A 16680-nucleotide genomic window follows, 5' to 3' on the forward strand; every position below is an offset into this window, starting at 1 on the left:
CAGGGCGCAGCACCCGGCGGCAGGCCGGGGCCCTTCGCGCCGGCGCCGGGCGTTCGGCTGCAGCCCGGCGCGCCGGTGCCGCAGCAGCAACGCCCGGGGCAGACGCCACAGCCGGGTGTCACGCCGGGTCAGCAGATCCCCGGGCGGCCCGGTGGCTTCGTGCCGGGTGCAGGCCCGGGCCAGCCGGGCGGCGTACCGCCGCAGGGGAGCTTCGGCCGCCCCGGTCAGCCTCCGGGCGGGCCGAACGCCTCCCTGCCCGGCCAGCCCGGTCCTGGGCGACAGGGGTTCGAGTCAGGACAGCGCCCAGGCTTCGGCGCCAATACGCCTGGCGCCGTGCAGACACCGCAGGCACCCGGCCGCCCCGGCTTCGAGCCAGGGCAGCGCCCAGGCTTCGGCACCAATACGCCTGGCGCCGTGCAGACGCCGCAAGCACCCGGCCGCCCCGGCTTCGAGCCAGGGCAGCGCCCAGGCTTCGGCGCCAATACGCCTGGCGCCGCGCAGACACCGCAAGCACCCGGCCGCCCCGGCTTCGAGCCAGGGCAGCGCCCAGGCTTCGGCACCAATACGCCTGGCGCCGTTCAGACACCGCAGGCGCCCGGCCGCCCCGGCTTCGAGCCGGGACAGCGACCGGGCCCAGGCAGCGCCACGCCGGGTGCCATCCAGACACCGCAAGCGCCCGGCCGCCCCAGCTTCGAGCCGGGACAACGACCGGGCCCAGGCGGTGCCACGCCGGGTGCCATCCAGCCACCGCAAGCACCCAGCCGTCCCGGCTTCGAGCCGGGACAGCGACCGGGCGCCGCCTCGCCAGGCGCCGTGCAGACGCCCCAGGCACCCAGCCGCCCCGGCTTCGAGCCAGGGCAGCGGCCGGGCTTCGGGGGTACGGCACCAGGCGGTCAGGGCTTCCGGCAACCGGCGCCGCAGCCGCAACCCCAGCGGCCAATGGCGCCGGCCGCACCACCGCCTGCAGCCCGACCATCGCCACCACCACCGGCACCGATCGCTCGGCCCTCACCGCCACCGGCGCCTATCGCGCGGCCATCACCACCACCGGCACCCGTCGCACGGCCTTCGCCGCCACCGGCCGCGCACCCCAGCCCGCCGCCACGGGCGAGCGCCCCGCCGCCGCAGAACCAGCGGCCGCAGCGGCGCCCTGAGGATCAGCGCTGAACGGAAGCCCGCCCGGCCGCGCAGGCGGCCGGGCGGCTGCCGTTCCCCACCTCAGCCTTGCGAGCGTGCCCGGCTGCGCCGCCAGGCCCGCAGCAGGTGCAGCGCGTAGCCGCCGACCACCAGCGCCACCACCACATAGCCGAGCGGCTCCACATAGCTGTCCACTTCGGCGTAGTGGTCTTCCAGCAGCAGGCCGAGGCTGGCCAGGAAGACCAGCCAGACGGCCGTGCCCAGGGCAGTCCAGAAGTAAAAGACCGGGCGCGGGATATGCACGAGACCGGCGGGCACCGAGATCAGCGTGCGGATCCCGGGCAACAACCGGCCGAAGCTGAGCGCGACCGGGCCGTATTTCCGCAGCACCTGCTCGGCCTCCCGCATGTCCTCCCCGGTGATCGCGAACCACTTGCCGTAGCGTTCGACCAGTGGACGGATGCGGTCGGCGCCGATCCGGCGCGCCAGCTCGTACCAGACCGCGTTGCCGACGAGGGTCCCCAGCACGCCGGCCACGACCGCGCCTACAAAGGACATCTTGCCCTGCGCGGAGGCGAAGCCGGCCAGCGGCATGATCACCTCCGAGGGGATCGGTGGGAACAGGTTCTCCAGGAACATCAGGAAGAAGACGCCAGGCAGGCCGAAATCGCCGACCGTGCGGATCACCCAATCGACCATCTCAGAGTCCGTTTGGGAATGGGGTGGAGGTGGTCTGGCGAGGCATTTTTCGCTCCTGTCGTGTCGGCTGACGTAGCCGATGCTGGTGGCATCGGCGAGGAGGCCGGCGCGGCGGGGGCGGAAAAGGACCGCCAGAGCGCCCCACAGCCATTCCCAAACGGACTCTCAATCCACCCTGTAGAGCTGCAGCGTGAGCCAGCGCCCGCGCGAGTAGTTGATGCCGGTGACCAGCCCCAGCTCACGCGGGGTGATGCCGCGGGCGGCGGCTTCCTCGCGGAAGCGCGCCTCGTCGCGGTTGCCGACGGCGACGATACGGCCCGGCGCCTCTGCCAGGAAATCCGCCGCCGCCGTGCCATCCCGCAGCAGGCGCGTGGCGCCGCCGGTCGCGAAGAGCAACGAGGGCTCGTGGAAGCCGGCGATCCCGAAGCGATCTGGCGGCACCGGGATCGGCAGGTCGGGTGCAGCGCCCGCGAGCGCCGCGGCGACGCGCGGTGCGATCCAGACCGGATCCAGCCGCGGCAGCACGCCGCCGAGAATGGCCGCGAAGAAGGGAATAGCGAGGATCGGCGCTGCCAGCGCCGCCCGCCCTTCATGGCCACCGCGCATGTACTGGGTGACCGCGAGCGCGAGCGCGATGCCGGCGGCGAGCGCCAGCAGCGCGAAGGGATCGATCTTTCCCGCCTCCAGGTAGTAGACGAGCCCGACGACCGCCAGCGGCAGCCCCAGCGCCACGCCCCAGAGCGCCGCCATGGCCAGCCAGCGCAGCCAGCGGCCCGGCTGCGGCGCCAGCGGATCGAGCACCCAGCGCGCCGCCAGCAGCGTCAGCGCCGGAAAGACCGGCAGGGTGTAGTGCGGCAGCTTGGTCGCCACTGCCTCGAACAGCAGCCAGACAGGCACCACCCAAGCGAGCAGGAAGCGCACGGAGGGCTGCAGCCGGGCATTCCAGGCGGCGGGCAGTGCCCGCAGCACGAAGAAGGCGGCCGGGAAGGCGGTGATGCCGAAGATCAGCGTATAGAGGCCGGGCGGCCCCCAGTGCTGCTCGCCCCCCGAACCGACCTTGCCCAGCATGTCGTCGCCGACCGCCTGGGTGAAGAAGCGGCCCTCGGTCGCGATGCCGATGGCGATGAACCAGGGCAAGGCGCAGGCGATCATCAGCGGGACGCCCCAGGCGGGGCGCAGCGCCCTGAGCCAGGGGGCGCCGGTCCGCCAGGAACGGTCGGCGGCGGCCAGCGTCAGCCCCGCCAGCAGCGGCACCATAGGCGCGATCGGGCCCTTGAGCAGCACGCCGATGCCGAGCGAAAGCCAGAACCCCGCGGCCTGCCGGGCGGTGAACGTCTCGGGTGCCAGATAGGCGCGGCCCATCAGCCCCATCGCCGCGGTGATGGCGGCAAGCAGGGCGGCATCGGTCTTGGCGATATGGGTTTCGACCACCAGCACCAGGCAGGAGGCGAGCAGCGCCGCGGCCACGAAGGCCTGGCGTCGCCCGACCAGCGCCCGGCCCCAGTGGAAACTCGCCAGCACCGCCAGCAGGGCGCCGATCAGGCTGGCGCCGCGATAGGCCCAGATATCGGATCGCGAGCCGAGACGCGTCGCTTCCAGCGCATGCACGATGGCGGCCTGGGCCCAGTGGATGCCGACCGGCTTCTTGTTCCGCTCCTCCTCGCCCAGGCGGATGCGGACATAGTCGCCGGTGTCGAGCATCTGGCGCGAGGCCTGGGCGAAGCGGCTTTCGTCCCGGTCGCCTGGTGGGATGGAGAAGAAGCCGGGCAGCCAGAGCGCCAGGCACAGCAATGCCAGCCAGAGACGCGGCCGCCGCGTATCCGGGAGCCGGTCGAGGAAGGTATCCACCGCTTGCCGCATGGCTGGCGGTGGTAGAGCAGATGGGGGGAAAGCGCGAGAGGGCGCTGCCCTTGCCTCTGGCGCTCCCTTCCTCGTCGCGTTAGGGGGCGCCATGTCCCGTGCCCCGAATGCTTCCGGCCTGCCGACGCGGCGAGCCGCCCTGGCGCTTCTCGATGCCGTGCTGGAGCGCCGCCGGCCGCTGGAGGAAGCGCTGGAAGCGCTGCCGCCATCGCTCGAGGCGCGCGACCGCGCGGCCGCGCACCGGATCGCGGCGGCCGTGCTGCGGCGCATGGGGTCGCTCGATGCGGTGCTGGAAGCCTTCCTGACCCGCAATCCGCCGCCGGTGGTACGGACGGCGCTGCGCATGGGGGCGGCCGAGCTGCTGCTGCTGGAGACGCCGCCGCATGCGGCGGTCGCCAGCACCGTGGGCGCGGTGCCGCGCCCCTTCGCGGGGCTGGTGAACGCGGTGCTGCGCAAGGTGGCGGCCGCCGGACCGGCGGCGCTGGAAGGGCTGGACGCTGCCAGGCTCGACACGCCCCCCTGGCTCTGGAGCGCCTGGCACACGGCCTATGGTGCGGCGGGAGCACGAGCGATCGCGGAAGCGCATGGGGCACCGGCACCGCTCGACCTTTCCCATCAGGGCGCCGCGGCGCTGCCGGAGGGCGCGGTGGCACTGCCGACCGGAAGCTGGCGGATGCCGGCAGGGACCCGAATCACCGAACTGCCGGGCTTCGCGGAGGGGCTGATCTGGGCGCAGGACGCCGCGGCGGCGCTGCCGGTGCGGCTGCTCGACCCGAAACCCGGGGAGCAGATCGCCGATCTCTGCGCGGCGCCAGGCGGCAAGACGGCGCAGCTCGCGGCGGCCGGGGCGCAGGTGGTCGCGGTGGAGCGCGACCCGCGCCGGGCGGCCCGTCTGCGGGAGAACCTGGCGCGGCTGCAACTGACGGCGGAGGTGGTGGAGGCGGACGCGGCAGCCTGGCGGCCGGATAGCCTCTTCGACGCGGTGCTGCTGGACGCGCCCTGCACCGCCACGGGAACCATCCGGCGGCACCCGGACGTCGCGCACCTCAAGCGAGCCAAGGACGTGGCGAGCGCCGCGGACCTCCAGCGGCGGCTGATCGCGGCCGCGGCGGCCCTGCTGAAGCCGGGCGGCCGGCTGGTCTTCGCCACCTGCTCCCTGCAATGGGAGGAGGGCGAGGCTCAAGCCGAGAGGGAACTAGCCGGCCTCGCCCCCCGGCCCTTTCCGGCAGACGCGCTGCCCGGCTTGCCGGGCGCCATCACACCGGAAGGGCATCTGCGCACCCGCCCCGATCTGATGGCGGAAGCGGGCGGCATGGATGGTTTCTTCGCCGCACGGTTCGAGCGCCGCCCGGGTTGAGCACCCGTTTCAGGCGCGCGCCGCCTCGCGCTCGAGCATGGTGCGGATCCGGCTCCGGTCGCCGCTCTGCACGCGAAGCTTGAGCACGACGCCGGCCGGGGCGGCTTCGATCGTCATGTGCTCGCGCGGCAGTGGTCCCTCCCGCGCCAGTGCCTCGAGCGCCAGCTTTGCCGCCTCGGCACTGGCGAAGGGCGCGGACAGTGTTGCCGCCCCGTCAGGTTCCGGAGCCGGGCCGGGCTTCATGTCCTCGACCGGCACGGCACGCGCGCCCTTGGAAGCCGGGTTCGCCGGCGGGTCGCTCGCGGGGAAGCTGTCGCGGATCGCGTCGTCGCGCTTCGGCTCAGCATGACTGGGCTTCTTCTGGGTCATGCGAGGGCAACGCGCCGCCATCGCGGTCGTTGCCCGCTCAATCGGGTGTGAGGACGATGAGTTCCTTGCCCTCATCGACGAGGGTGCCGAGCGGGGCATGCATTGCGGCCACGGTGCCGGCCGCGGGGGCGCGGAGCGTGAGCTCCATCTTCATGGCCTCGAGGACGAGAAGCGGCGCCCCCGCTTCGACGCGGTCGCCCACCGCGACCAGCACGCGGGTGACGCGGGCGGGGATGGGCGACGCGATGCGCGCGCCACCGGCGGCAGCGCCTTCCGGAGGCGCGAGCGGATCTTCGATCTGCAGCCGGTGCGGCACGCCGTCCAGGAGGATGGTGAGCATCTGCCCCTGGCGCAGGATCTTCGCCCGCCGGGTGACGGCGCCAAGCGTGAGCGCGCCATCATGGAGATGGGCCTCGGCGGAACCGGTGGGCAGATCGAGCCGGGCCCCGGCGGCCTGCGGGTGGATGCGGAGCGTGATGGCGTCGCCGCCGGGCAGGCGGAAATGCAGGTCCTGATAGGGCTCGGCGTTCACCCGCCAGCTATCGGCGGCCGACCAGGGATCGGCATCGGTGGCCGCACGCGCCGCCGCCAGCAGATGCAGGGCCGCGGCGGCGAGGAGCCAGTCCGCCGGCGCCTCCTCCGGCGCCAGCAGCGTTGCGGCGCGGGTGGCGATGAAGCCGGTGTCGACCCCGCCGGCGGCGAAATCCGGATGGCTGATGATGCGGCGCAGCAGGCCGAGATTGGTCGCGGGACCGGCGATCTCGTAGCCGCCGAGCGCGGTGTCGAGGCGACGCAGCGCCTCCGCACGATCGGCGCCATGGACGATCAGCTTGGCGATCATGCTGTCGTAGTAGGGCGTGATGGCATCGCCCTGGCGCACGCCGGTGTCGATGCGGGCGCCTTCGGGCTCGCGGAGATGCTGGATGGTGCCGGTCGCCGGCAGGAAGTCCCGCGCCGGATCCTCCGCGCAGATGCGGACCTCGATGGCATGGCCCTGCGGCGCCACGGGGGCTGCGGGCAGCGCTTCGCCGGCCGCGACGCGGAGTTGCCACTCCACCAGGTCGAGGCCGGTGACGCATTCGGTGACCGGATGCTCCACCTGCAGGCGGGTGTTCATCTCCATGAAGTAGAAGCGGCCGTGCTCGGCGATGAACTCGACGGTGCCGGCGCCGACATAGCCGACGGCGCGCGCGGCGGCGACCGCAGCCTCCCCCATCGCGGCGCGCTCAGCGGCATCGAGGCCCGGCGCCGGCGCTTCCTCGACCACCTTCTGGTGCCGGCGCTGGATGGAACAATCGCGTTCGAACAGCGAGACGGTCTTGCCGTGGCTGTCCGCGAAGACCTGGATCTCGATATGGCGCGGCCGCGCCAGGTATTTCTCGACCAGCACGCGGTCATCGCCGAAGGCGGCCCCGGCCTCGCGCTGCGCGGCCGCCAGAGCCTCGGGGAAGGCCGCGGCATCCGCGACCACGCGCATGCCGCGGCCGCCACCGCCGGCACTTGCCTTGATGAGCACGGGGAAGCCGATCGCGGCTGCTTCGGCGGCGAGATGCGCGGCATCCTGGTCCTCCCCATGATAGCCGGGGACAAGGGGCACGCCGGCGCGCTCCATCAGCGCCTTGGCGGCGGATTTGGAACCCATGGCGCGGATCGCACTCGGTGGCGGTCCAATGAAGACGATGCCGGCGGCGGCGCAGGCCTCGGCGAAATCGGCATTCTCGGACAGGAAGCCGTAGCCGGGGTGGATCGCCTCGGCACCCGCGCGGCGCGCCGCGTCGATGATGGCGTCGATGCGGAGATAGCTCTCGCGCGGGGGCGCGGGGCCGATGGCGTAGGCGGCGTCGGCCATGCGCACATGCAGCGCCGCCGCATCGGCATCGGAATGCACGGCGACGGCCGCGATGCCGAGGCGCCGGGCGGTGCGGATGACGCGGCAGGCGATCTCGCCGCGATTGGCGATCAGGATGCGGCGGAACATGCTAGGCTCCTCATCTACATCCGGAACAGGCCGAAGCGGGTCGGCTCGATCGGCGCGTTGAGCGCGGCGGAAAGGCCGAGCGCCAGGACGCGGCGGGTGTCACGGGGGTCGATGATGCCGTCATCCCAGAGCCGGGCACTGGCATAGGTGGGATGGCCCTGGGTCTCGTACTGGCTGCGGATCGGGGCCTTGAACGCTTCCTCCTCCTCGGCCGGCCACTGGCCACCGCGCGCCTCGATGCCGTCGCGGCGGATGGTGGCGAGGACGGAGGCGGCCTGTTCGCCGCCCATCACGCTGATCCGGGCATTGGGCCACATCCAGAGGAAGCGCGGCGCATAGGCGCGGCCGCACATGCCGTAATTCCCGGCGCCGAAGCTGCCGCCGAGGATGACGGTGAATTTCGGCACCGCGGCGGTGGCGACGGCAGTGACCATCTTGGCGCCGTCCTTGGCGATGCCGCCGGCTTCGTATTTGCGGCCGACCATGAAGCCGGTGATGTTCTGCAGGAAGACCAGAGGAATGCCGCGCTGGGCGCAGAGCTCGATGAAATGGGCGCCCTTCTGCGCGCTCTCGCTGAACAGCACGCCGTTGTTGGCGACGATGCCGACCGGAAAGCCCCAGATCCGGGCGAAGCCGGTGACGAGCGTCGATCCGTAGCGCGGCTTGAACTCATCGAACTCGGAGGCGTCGGCGATGCGGGCGATCACCTCCCGCACATCATAGGGGGTGCGGGTGTTCTCGGGGATGATGCCGAGCAGGTCTTCGGCGTCATGCAGCGGCGCCACCGGGGGACGGAGGTCGAGTGCCGGGCGCTTCACCGTGTTCAGCCGCGCGACCGCGGCGCGGGCGAGCGCCAGCGCATGCCCGTCATTCTCCGCGAACTGGTCGGCGACGCCGGAGATGCGGGTGTGGACATCGGCGCCGCCGAGATCCTCAGCGCTCACCACCTCCCCCGTCGCTGCCTTCACCAAAGGCGGACCGGCCAGGAAGATGGTGCCCTGGTCGCGCACAATGATCGCCTCATCCGACATCGCCGGCACATAGGCGCCGCCGGCGGTGCAGGACCCCATGACGACAGCGATCTGCGGGATGCCCTTGGCGGACATATTGGCCTGGTTGAAGAAGATGCGGCCGAAATGGTCGCGATCGGGAAAGACATCGTCCTGGTTCGGCAGGTTGGCGCCGCCGGAATCGACCAGATAGAGGCAGGGCAGCCGGTTCTGCTCGGCGATCTCCTGCGCGCGCAGGTGCTTCTTCACGGTCAGCGGAAAATAGGTGCCGCCCTTCACCGTCGCGTCGTTGACGACGATCATGCATTCGCGGCCCTCGACCCGGCCGATGCCCGTGATAATGCCGGCGGACGGCACCTCCCCGCCATACATCCCCTCTGCCGCGAAGAGGCCGACCTCGAGAAAGGGCGAGAAGGGATCGAGCAGCGCGCGGATGCGGTCGCGCGGCAGCAGCTTGCCGCGCGCCAGGTGCTTCTCCCGTGCCGCCGTGCCGCCACCTTCGCGGATGCGGCCGGATTGTGCGCACAGGTCCTCGATCAGCGCGCGCATCGCCGCCGCATTGGCCTCGGCCTCCGGCGCGCGCGGATCGTGCAGGCTCGGCAGCACCGGCATCAGGCGGTCTCGGTGAAGAGTTCGCGGCCGATCAGCATGCGGCGGACCTCGCTGGTGCCGGCGCCGATCTCGTAGAGCTTCGCGTCGCGCAACAGGCGTCCGGTCGGGTAATCATTGATGTAGCCGTTGCCGCCGAGCGCCTGGATCGCCTCCAGCGCCATCCAGGTGGCCTTCTCCGCGGCGTAGAGGATTGCGCCCGCGGCGTCCTTCCGCGTGGTACGGCCGGCATCGCAGGCCCGCGCCACCGCGTAGACATAGGCGCGGCAGGCATTCATCGTCGTGTACATGTCGGCGATCTTGCCCTGCATGAGCTGGAATTCGCCGATCGGCTGGCCGAACTGCCTGCGCTCATGCACGTAGGGCATCACCACATCCATGCAGGCCTGCATGATGCCGATCGGCCCGGCGGCGAGCACCACGCGTTCATAGTCGAGGCCGCTCATCAGCACGTTGACGCCGCGGCCGACGGCGCCGAGCACATTCTCCTCCGGCACCTCGCAATCCCTAAAGACCAGCTCGCAGGTGTTGGAGCCGCGCATGCCGAGCTTGTCGAGCTTCTGCGCCGTGGAGAAGCCGGCGAAGCCCTTCTCAACCAGGAAGGCGGTGATGCCGCGCGGGCCGGCGGCAGGATCGGTCTTGGCATAGACCACCAGCACATCGGCGTCGGGGCCGTTGGTGATCCACATCTTGTTGCCGTTCAGCACATAGCGGTCGCCGCGCTTCTCGGCCCGCAGCCGCATGGAGACCACGTCGCTGCCGGCACCGGGTTCGGACATCGCCAACGCGCCGACATGGCTGCCGTCGATCAGCTTCGGCAGGTAGCGGCGCTTCTGCGCCTGGTTGCCATTGCGGCGGATCTGATTGACGCAGAGATTGGAATGCGCGCCATAGGAGAGGCCGACCGAAGCCGAGGCCCGGCTGATCTCCTCCATCGCGACGCAATGCTCGAGATAGCCGAGGCCGACGCCGCCATATTCCTCCTCGGCGGTCACGCCGAGCAGGCCGAGGGCGCCCATCTTCGGCCAGAGATCCATCGGGAAGTCGTTGCTGGCGTCGATCGCCGCAGCGCGCGGCGCGATCTCGGCGGCAGCGAAGCCGGCGACCTGATCCCGCAACGCATCGGCGACCTCGCCCAGGCCGAAATCAAGCCCCTGTCCCATGTCGGCCATGCCGCGCGCCTCCTGCCCTGGCGGGAATCATAGGGGGCTGGACAGGGCGGTTGCAAACCCGTCGCGCAGATTGCGCCAGGACAACAGGCAGGCTTGCGCGCCGGGACGGCCCGGTGGAGCATCCGCGCCTTCATCGGGAGCCGCCGACACTCATGCCTGTGCACAACCGGATCGCCGACCTGCTGCCGGACATGACCGCATGGCGGCGCGACATCCATGCGAATCCCGAACTTGGATTCGAGGAGCATCGCACCAGCGCCATCGTCGCCGAGAAGCTGGAAAGCTGGGGCATCGAGGTGCATCGCGGCATCGCCGGCACCGGCGTGGTGGGCGTGCTACGCAACGGCACCTCCGATAAAGGCATTGGTCTGCGCGCGGACATGGATTGCCTGCCGATGACCGAGACCAACGGCCTGCCGCATGCGTCCACGGTCCCGGGGCGGATGCATGCCTGCGGGCATGACGGACACACCGCGACGCTGCTTGGCGCCGCGAAGTACCTCGCTGAATCCCGGAACTTCGATGGCGTGGTGCATTTCATCTTCCAGCCGGCGGAGGAGGGCGGCGGCGGCGGCCGGGTGATGGTCGAGGAAGGGCTGTTCGACCGCTTCCCTTGCGATTCGGTCTTCGCCCTTCACAACGATCCGGCGCTGAAGGTGGGCGAGGCCTCGGTCGTCGCGGGCACCGTGCTGGCAGCCTCCGACCGGTTCTGGATCACGGTGGACGGCGTCGGCGGCCATGCCTCGCGCCCCCATCAATGCGTCGATCCGCTGTTCGTGGGCTCGCAGATCGTGGTCGCCCTGCAGTCGCTGGTGGCGCGAGCGGTGGATCCGCTGCGCAGCGCGGTGGTGAGCGTGACGCAGTTCCACGCGGGTTCCGCCATGAACGTGATCGCGGAGACGGCGGAGCTGCGCGGCACGGTGCGCACTCTGCTGCCCGAGGAGCGGGACCTGGTCGAGGCCGGCATGACCCGCATCGTGGAAGGCATCGCATCGGCGCATGGCGCCACCGCGACGATCCGCTATCAGCGCGGCTACCCGCCGACGATGAACGACGCGGCGCAGACCGAGCGCGCGGCGCTGGCCGCCGCCCGCGTGCTGGGCGAGCGCCACGTGATCCGGGAGCGGCCGCCGATGATGGGCGCCGAGGATTTCTCCTACATGCTGCTCCAGCGCCCCGGTTGCTTCGTGCGGCTGGGCCAGGCGGGCGCGGACAAGGGGAGCGTGCCGGTGCACAACCCGAAATACGACTTCAACGACGACATCCTGCCCCTCGGTGCCAGCTTCTTCGCGAGCATCGTCGAGCAGGAATTGCCGCGGGGATGAGGTTGCAGGAACTGCCGCGGGGATAAGATTGCAGAAGGCGCGGGAAGGCGGAGCCCTCTGGCGCGCGCCGGCCTGCCCTGGCACCGTCCCTTCCCTATGCCCCGCCGCAACGATTCGCCGGACGGCCCGACGCCGCTGCTGCCCATCGCGCTGCTCCTGGCGCTGGTCTTCCTCCATTGGCGCATCGCGGCGGCGCCGGACGGCTTCCTCACCACCGGCGAGATGGCCGATCCCGATGCCTGGACGCGGTCGCTTCGCGTGCTGGCGCTGTATCTGGGCGCCGCGTGGCAGGATCCGATATTATCAGCGCTTTCGGCGCCGGACGGGCTGTCGCTGCATTGGACGCGGCCGCTCGACATCCTGATCCTGGCGCCGGCCTGGCTCGCCATGCGCCTCGGGGTCGATCCTCGGGACGCCATCCTATGGTCGGGCGCCTGGGTATCCCCGGTGCTGCACGCGGTGGCGCTCCTGCTCAGCGCCTGGGCGGCGCGCCCCCTCTGGCCCGGCATCGGCGCCTGGATCACCTGCGTTCTGCTGATGAGCAGCTGGGCCGTGCTTGGCTACAGCATGCCCGGGCGGGCCGATCACCACACCTTGCTGCTGGTCGCGGCCCTGCTGACGCTCGGCGCCGGCATGCGTGCCGCGGTGGACGAGCATCGCGGCCAACAGGCCTGGCTGGCCGGGATCGCCGGCGGCTTCGGCGTCTGGGTGAGCCCGGAAGCGATGCTGACGGTAGCGCCGCTTCTGGCCGGCTTAGGCTTGGCCTGGCTGATCGCCTGGGACGGCAAGCGGCTGGCATTGCAGGGCGCGCGGGTCGCCCTGGGACTGGCGCTCATGCTGGCGCTGGCGATCGCGACGGAGCGGCCGATCGCCGAATGGGGGCTGGCGGAGCCGGACAAGGTCTCCGTGCAGCACCTCGCCATCGCCGGCGCAGCCGCGGCCTGCTTCCTGCTGGCGGCACCGCTTGGGCGCCTGGTGCCCTGGGCCCGCGTCCCGGCCGGGCTGCTGCTGGCGGGGGCGGCCGGCTATGCACTGCTGCGGCTATGGCCGGACCTGCTGCGCGGGTCGTTGGGCGGCGCCGATGCGGGGGCGGTGGCGCTGCTGTTGCCGAACGTGCAGGAGATGCAGCCGGTCCGCTTCGGAACCAGGGAGCAGATCGGCGATGCGCTCTGGGTAATGGGGACGGTGCCCTTCGCGGTGCTGACGCTGCTGCTGGGCCTGGAATTCGCCGGCTGGGCACGCAGCGGGCGATGGCGCGCGGCGCTGATCGTGGCACTGGCGCTGGTCGCGGGAACCGGGGCGTCGCTGATGGCCCGGCGCTTCGCGCTCGATCTCGCACCGCCGGCGGCGATCGGGGCGGCCGGGCTGCTGATCCTCCTCGGACGGCTGCTGATGGGTGCGGCGCGCCTGATAATTTGTGCGGTCTTCGCCGCAATGCTGTTCGGATTGCCCTTCGTGGCGCCACTGCTGACGACGTCCGAGGCCGTATCGGCGCGCGGTTGCCCGGTGCCCGCGCTCGCGCGCTTCCTGTCGGCGGCCCCGCCCGCACCCCCGGGGTCGGTGATGCTGTCCGACAGCTTGAATATCGGGCCCGAACTCGCCTGGCGCACGCCCTTCCGGCAGGTGGCCGCGCCCTATCATCGCGGGGGCGCGGCGCTGCTCGACCTCAGCGCCGTCTTCGCGGCGACGGATGACGCGGAGGCCATGCGCGTGCTGGCGCGGCGGCAGGTGCGGCTGGTGCTGCTCTGCCGGGACACGCCGCCGCTCGGCTCCCCCTGGCCGGAGGAGTCGCTGCGCCGGCGGCTGCTGGCCGGGGAGCGGCCCGATGGCTGGACCGAGCTTCCATTGCCATCGGAAGTCTCGTCATCTTACCTTTTGTTTATACTGAATTGATGCAGTGCAGCATGGACGGGTTTTCATGTAACGGAATGCTGCAGGTGACCTGATTTCGGCGAAGATGCCCCAGGCGGCCTGCCCATCCTGGGACGGGTCGTTGCCAGGGGATTTGCCGATCATGCGCAAGCTGTTTCTCGCGTCGCTGGGCCTGCTGGGCCTGGCCGCCGTTTCGGGTGTGTCCACGCCCGCCGCCGCCGCTTCCTTCACCAATGGCCTGCTGCTGCCGGTCGCGGCCCCCGCGCCGATGGTCGAGCATGCCGCGCCGGTGCGGGACCAGATGACCGTCGCGCAGGACCAGTCCGATGCGCGCCGCCATCGCCGCCCGCGCCGCCATGTGCGCCGGATCGTGCGCCGCTGAGGCGAGCGGCATCGCGCCACACGAAGGGGCGGTGGCCGGGGGAGGCCGCCGCCCCTTCGCTTTTTTCGGCCCTCGTTAGGCGAGTAACTTTGCCTCTTCAGTGATGCCACCGGAGCAGGATCTGCTCTAGGATCGGCGCATGACCGACGCTGCCACCCCACGCCCCGAGGTCACCGCCTTCTTTGACCAGGCCACCAACACGGTGAGCTATGTCGTGAAGGACCCCGCCTCCTCCGCCTGCGCCATCGTGGATCCGGTGCTCGATATCGACTACGCGGCCGGGCGCCTCACCTATGAGAGCGCCGAACGCCTCATCGCCTTCGTGCGCGCGCATGGCCTGCAACTCGAGTGGCTGATCGAGACGCATGTGCATGCGGACCACCTCTCCGCCGCGCCCTATATCCAGGACCGGCTGGGCGGGCTGATCGGCATCGGCGCCGAGATCACCGTGGTGCAGGAGGTGTTCGGCAAGGTCTTCAACGAAGGCACCGAGTTCCGCCGCGACGGCAGCCAGTTCGACCGGCTATTCCTGGATGGCGACCGCTACATGATCGGCGGCATGGAAGCGACGACGCTGCACACGCCCGGGCATACGCCGGCCTGCATGACGCATGTGGTGGGCGATGCGGCCTTCGTGGGCGATACGCTGTTCATGCCGGATGGCGGCACCGCGCGCGCCGATTTCCCGGGCGGCGACGCGCATGCGTTGTACCACTCGATCCGCCGCATCCTGGCCCTACCGGACGCGACGCGGCTCTTCATGTGCCACGACTACGCGCCCGGCGGGCGCGAGTTCCGCTGGGAGACGACGGTCGCCGAGGAACGGGCGAACAACATCCATGTCCGCGACGGCGTCACCGAGGAGGAATTCGTGACGCTGCGCATGGCGCGCGACGCGTCGCTCTCGGCACCGAAGCTCATCATCCCGTCCATTCAGGTGAACATGCGGGCGGGAGAGCTGCCGCCGCCCGATGCCGACGGGCGACGGTTCCTCAAGGTACCCCTGCAGGGGCTGTAGCGCGTGACGACTTGAGGCGGATACGCCGAAAAATCTGCGTCACGCGATCAGACAACGAGCCAGGGCATGATGCGTGAGCGCTTGCGAGCGCATCATGCCCTGGGACGGTTTCCTCTGGAACGGTTTCCCCGCCGCTCAGTCCTTCAGCTCGGTCGGAACCTGGCCGCCATTCTCGGCGAGCTTGGTCATGACCTGGCGGTGCAGCCAGATGTTCATCGCGGCGCTGTCGTTCATGTCGCCGCTGAAGTGCAGCTCCTGCGCCAGCGCCTTGCGGTTCTCGAGTGCGCTGTCGAGGCCGAGGAGCTTCATCAGGTCGACGATGGAATGGCGCCAGTCGAGCTTCTGCCCGGCCTTCGACGCCAGCCCATCGAGAATCGCGGCGACATCCACCGGCGCGCCGGCCGGAGCTGCCGCTGGAGCCGCAGCCGGCGCTGCCGCCGGGGCCCCTGCGGCAGCGGGCGTTACGGCGGCAGCTTCGCGGGTACCGAAAATGCGGGAAACGATCGAACCGAAGATGCTCATGGGACTGCTCCTGCCGATCCGGGACCCGGGAATCGGATGCGCCGGCAATACACGCCACGGGCCGATCAGACATCGGACAATCGCGACGCGGTGCCGGCAAACTAGGAGGAGCGTCGCGTTGCTGTCGACGTGAACCGGCGCCGAAACGGGTTTTGCCGCAGTTCTTTCACGATTGTGACCTGATCGCGCCGGCGCGCCGTCTCACCCAAGGTCATCTCGCAGGCTGATGCCTTCGAGCCCTTTCCTACTCCACCCGCACCGCGGCCGCCCGCACCAGCGCCGGCCAACGGGCCGCTTCGCGGCGGACATGGGTGCCGAATTCGGCCGGGCCATGGCCGGTCACTTCGAAGCCCTGGCGGATCAGGCCATCGCGCACCTCGGACGTCGCCAGCGCCTTGGCGGTCTCCTCTGCGAGACGGGCGACGATGGCCTCCGGCGTATGGGCCGGCACCAGCAGGCCCTGCCAGGTGACCACGTCGAAGCCGGGATAGCCACTCTCGGCGACGGTCGGAATCTCGGGCAGGGCGGTGCTGCGGGTGGCGCCGGTCATCGCGACGGCGCGCAGGCGGCCGCTGCGGATGTGCTCGATGGCGGCCGGCAAGGTGACGAAGAGGGCATCCACATGTCCGGCGACGACATCGAGCACGGCGGGGCCGCCGCCGCGATAAGGCACATGGGTGTAGGTGACCCCGGCTTCGCGGGCGAAGAGGGCGCCGGCGAGATGCCCGATCGAACCATTGCCCTGGGAGGCGACGGTGAGCGCGCCATTCGCCGCGCGCGCGGCGGCGACGAAGCCGGCGACGTCCCGCACGGGGCTCGCGGGGTTCACGACCAGCACCTGCGGCGCACGCACCAGCTCGATCACCGCGGTGAAGTCCTGCACGGGATCGAAGCCGACGCGCGGGTAGAGGGATGGGTTGATGGTCAGCGGGTCGGAGCCGACGAGGATGGTCAGCCCATCCGGCCGGGCGCGGGCCACCAGCTCGAAGGCGATGTTGCTGCCGGCGCCGGTATGGTTCTCGGCGACCACCGGCTGGCCGAGCGCGGGCTGGATGGCCCGGGCGATGGTGCGGCCCAGAATGTCGAGGCTGCCGCCCGGCGCCACCGGCACGATGACCCTGACGGCGCGCTCCGGCGCCCAGGCATGAGCGGCGGCAGAGGGAAGAATGCCGGCCTGTGCGGCGCCCTGGGCGCGGGCGGCGGCAGGGACAAGCAGGGTGGCGGCGGCGCCCAGCAGGGCGCGGCGGCGGAGAACAGCGGTCACGAGAAGGGATTCCCAGCGAGAGTCTTGGAATATCCTTCTTTCAGATCGGAAAAATCGTGCAAGAGAAAGATTTTCTTGCCATTCTTGGCGCCAGACTTGGAGAATC

Annotated in this window: 13 protein-coding genes; 5 read left to right on the forward strand and 8 right to left on the reverse strand. The window is 71.0% G+C overall.

Translation table 11 applies throughout. The features are described 5' to 3' along the window. Nucleotides 1–1218: 1218 nt before the first annotated feature. Together GXW71_RS09020 and GXW71_RS09025 are read right to left on the reverse strand one after the other, a co-directional pair. Nucleotides 1219–1836 carry a DedA family protein gene (locus GXW71_RS09020; RefSeq protein ID WP_211852161.1) on the reverse strand — a complete coding sequence of 206 codons (618 nt, stop codon included), beginning with the start codon at nt 1834–1836 and terminating at the stop codon, nt 1219–1221. Between the two features lie 165 nt (nt 1837–2001). Continuing rightward, on the reverse strand, nt 2002–3684 hold the full coding sequence (locus GXW71_RS09025; RefSeq protein WP_211852162.1) for an ArnT family glycosyltransferase: 1683 nt from the start codon (nt 3682–3684) through the stop codon (nt 2002–2004). 103 nt (nt 3685–3787) lie between these two features. Here GXW71_RS09025 and GXW71_RS09030 point away from each other — a divergent pair, with 103 nt between their 5' ends. Further along, nucleotides 3788–5053: an RsmB/NOP family class I SAM-dependent RNA methyltransferase gene (locus GXW71_RS09030; RefSeq protein WP_211852163.1), complete on the forward strand. Its 1266-nt coding sequence runs from the start codon at nt 3788–3790 to the stop codon at nt 5051–5053. Nucleotides 5054–5062: 9 nt separating this feature from the next. On the opposite strand, the gene GXW71_RS09035 is transcribed toward GXW71_RS09030, so the two are convergent. From GXW71_RS09035 to GXW71_RS09050, 4 genes are read right to left on the reverse strand one after another with little or no spacing between them, the layout of a single operon-like run. Continuing rightward, a complete protein-coding gene (locus GXW71_RS09035) occupies nt 5063–5422 on the reverse strand; it encodes a hypothetical protein (protein WP_211852164.1) in 360 nt (119 codons plus the stop codon). Between the two features lie 37 nt (nt 5423–5459). Beyond that, nucleotides 5460–7400 (reverse strand): acetyl/propionyl/methylcrotonyl-CoA carboxylase subunit alpha, encoded by a 1941-nt coding sequence (locus tag GXW71_RS09040; RefSeq protein WP_211852165.1) that lies wholly within the window; start codon nt 7398–7400, stop codon nt 5460–5462. A gap of 14 nt (nt 7401–7414) precedes the next feature. Next, a complete protein-coding gene (locus tag GXW71_RS09045) occupies nt 7415–9022 on the reverse strand; it encodes a carboxyl transferase domain-containing protein (protein ID WP_211852166.1) in 1608 nt (535 codons plus the stop codon). Then, nucleotides 9022–10182, reverse strand: coding sequence for an isovaleryl-CoA dehydrogenase (locus GXW71_RS09050; protein ID WP_211882407.1), 1161 nt, complete (start codon nt 10180–10182; stop codon nt 9022–9024). Before GXW71_RS09050 ends, GXW71_RS09045 begins: the two co-directional genes overlap by 1 nt. Nucleotides 10183–10343: 161 nt before the next feature. On the opposite strand from GXW71_RS09050, the gene GXW71_RS09055 reads away from it, so the two are divergent. The 4 genes from GXW71_RS09055 (at nt 10344) to GXW71_RS09070 (ending at nt 14788) form a co-directional block, all read left to right on the forward strand. Continuing rightward, nucleotides 10344–11516, forward strand: coding sequence for a M20 aminoacylase family protein (locus GXW71_RS09055; protein WP_211852168.1), 1173 nt, complete (start codon nt 10344–10346; stop codon nt 11514–11516). Between the two features lie 96 nt (nt 11517–11612). After that, nucleotides 11613–13409 (forward strand): hypothetical protein, encoded by a 1797-nt coding sequence (locus GXW71_RS09060; protein ID WP_211852169.1) that lies wholly within the window; start codon nt 11613–11615, stop codon nt 13407–13409. Nucleotides 13410–13530: 121 nt separating this feature from the next. Beyond that, nucleotides 13531–13770: a hypothetical protein gene (locus GXW71_RS09065; protein WP_211852170.1), complete on the forward strand. Its 240-nt coding sequence runs from the start codon at nt 13531–13533 to the stop codon at nt 13768–13770. Between the two features lie 139 nt (nt 13771–13909). Then, nucleotides 13910–14788 (forward strand): MBL fold metallo-hydrolase, encoded by an 879-nt coding sequence (locus GXW71_RS09070; protein ID WP_211852171.1) that lies wholly within the window; start codon nt 13910–13912, stop codon nt 14786–14788. Nucleotides 14789–14923: 135 nt separating this feature from the next. Here the strand turns inward: GXW71_RS09070 and GXW71_RS09075 are convergent, their stop codons facing one another. Both GXW71_RS09075 and GXW71_RS09080 read right to left on the reverse strand, forming a co-directional pair. Continuing rightward, nucleotides 14924–15310 carry a DUF3597 domain-containing protein gene (locus tag GXW71_RS09075; protein ID WP_211852172.1) on the reverse strand — a complete coding sequence of 129 codons (387 nt, stop codon included), beginning with the start codon at nt 15308–15310 and terminating at the stop codon, nt 14924–14926. A gap of 244 nt (nt 15311–15554) precedes the next feature. After that, on the reverse strand, nt 15555–16574 hold the full coding sequence (locus GXW71_RS09080) for a tripartite tricarboxylate transporter substrate binding protein (RefSeq protein ID WP_211852173.1): 1020 nt from the start codon (nt 16572–16574) through the stop codon (nt 15555–15557). Nucleotides 16575–16680 lie beyond the last annotated feature (106 nt).

Origin of the sequence: Plastoroseomonas hellenica (assembly GCF_018129085.1) — a bacterium.
In the GTDB taxonomy this organism is placed as follows: Bacteria; Pseudomonadota; Alphaproteobacteria; order Acetobacterales; family Acetobacteraceae; genus Plastoroseomonas; species Plastoroseomonas hellenica.

What these genes read in the sequence shown, in the direction of transcription:
- GXW71_RS09020 (WP_211852161.1), bottom strand. Translation starts at nt 1,836, where the DNA reads ATGGTCGATTGGGTGATCCGCACGGTCGGCGATTTCGGCCTGCCTGGC.
- GXW71_RS09030 (WP_211852163.1), top strand. Translation starts at nt 3,788, where the DNA reads ATGTCCCGTGCCCCGAATGCTTCCGGCCTGCCGACGCGGCGAGCCGCC.
- GXW71_RS09035 (WP_211852164.1), bottom strand. Translation starts at nt 5,422, where the DNA reads ATGACCCAGAAGAAGCCCAGTCATGCTGAGCCGAAGCGCGACGACGCG.
- GXW71_RS09040 (WP_211852165.1), bottom strand. Translation starts at nt 7,400, where the DNA reads ATGTTCCGCCGCATCCTGATCGCCAATCGCGGCGAGATCGCCTGCCGC.
- GXW71_RS09045 (WP_211852166.1), bottom strand. Translation starts at nt 9,022, where the DNA reads ATGCCGGTGCTGCCGAGCCTGCACGATCCGCGCGCGCCGGAGGCCGAG.
- GXW71_RS09050 (WP_211882407.1), bottom strand. Translation starts at nt 10,182, where the DNA reads ATGGGACAGGGGCTTGATTTCGGCCTGGGCGAGGTCGCCGATGCGTTG.
- GXW71_RS09055 (WP_211852168.1), top strand. Translation starts at nt 10,344, where the DNA reads ATGCCTGTGCACAACCGGATCGCCGACCTGCTGCCGGACATGACCGCA.
- GXW71_RS09060 (WP_211852169.1), top strand. Translation starts at nt 11,613, where the DNA reads ATGCCCCGCCGCAACGATTCGCCGGACGGCCCGACGCCGCTGCTGCCC.
- GXW71_RS09065 (WP_211852170.1), top strand. Translation starts at nt 13,531, where the DNA reads ATGCGCAAGCTGTTTCTCGCGTCGCTGGGCCTGCTGGGCCTGGCCGCC.
- GXW71_RS09070 (WP_211852171.1), top strand. Translation starts at nt 13,910, where the DNA reads ATGACCGACGCTGCCACCCCACGCCCCGAGGTCACCGCCTTCTTTGAC.
- GXW71_RS09075 (WP_211852172.1), bottom strand. Translation starts at nt 15,310, where the DNA reads ATGAGCATCTTCGGTTCGATCGTTTCCCGCATTTTCGGTACCCGCGAA.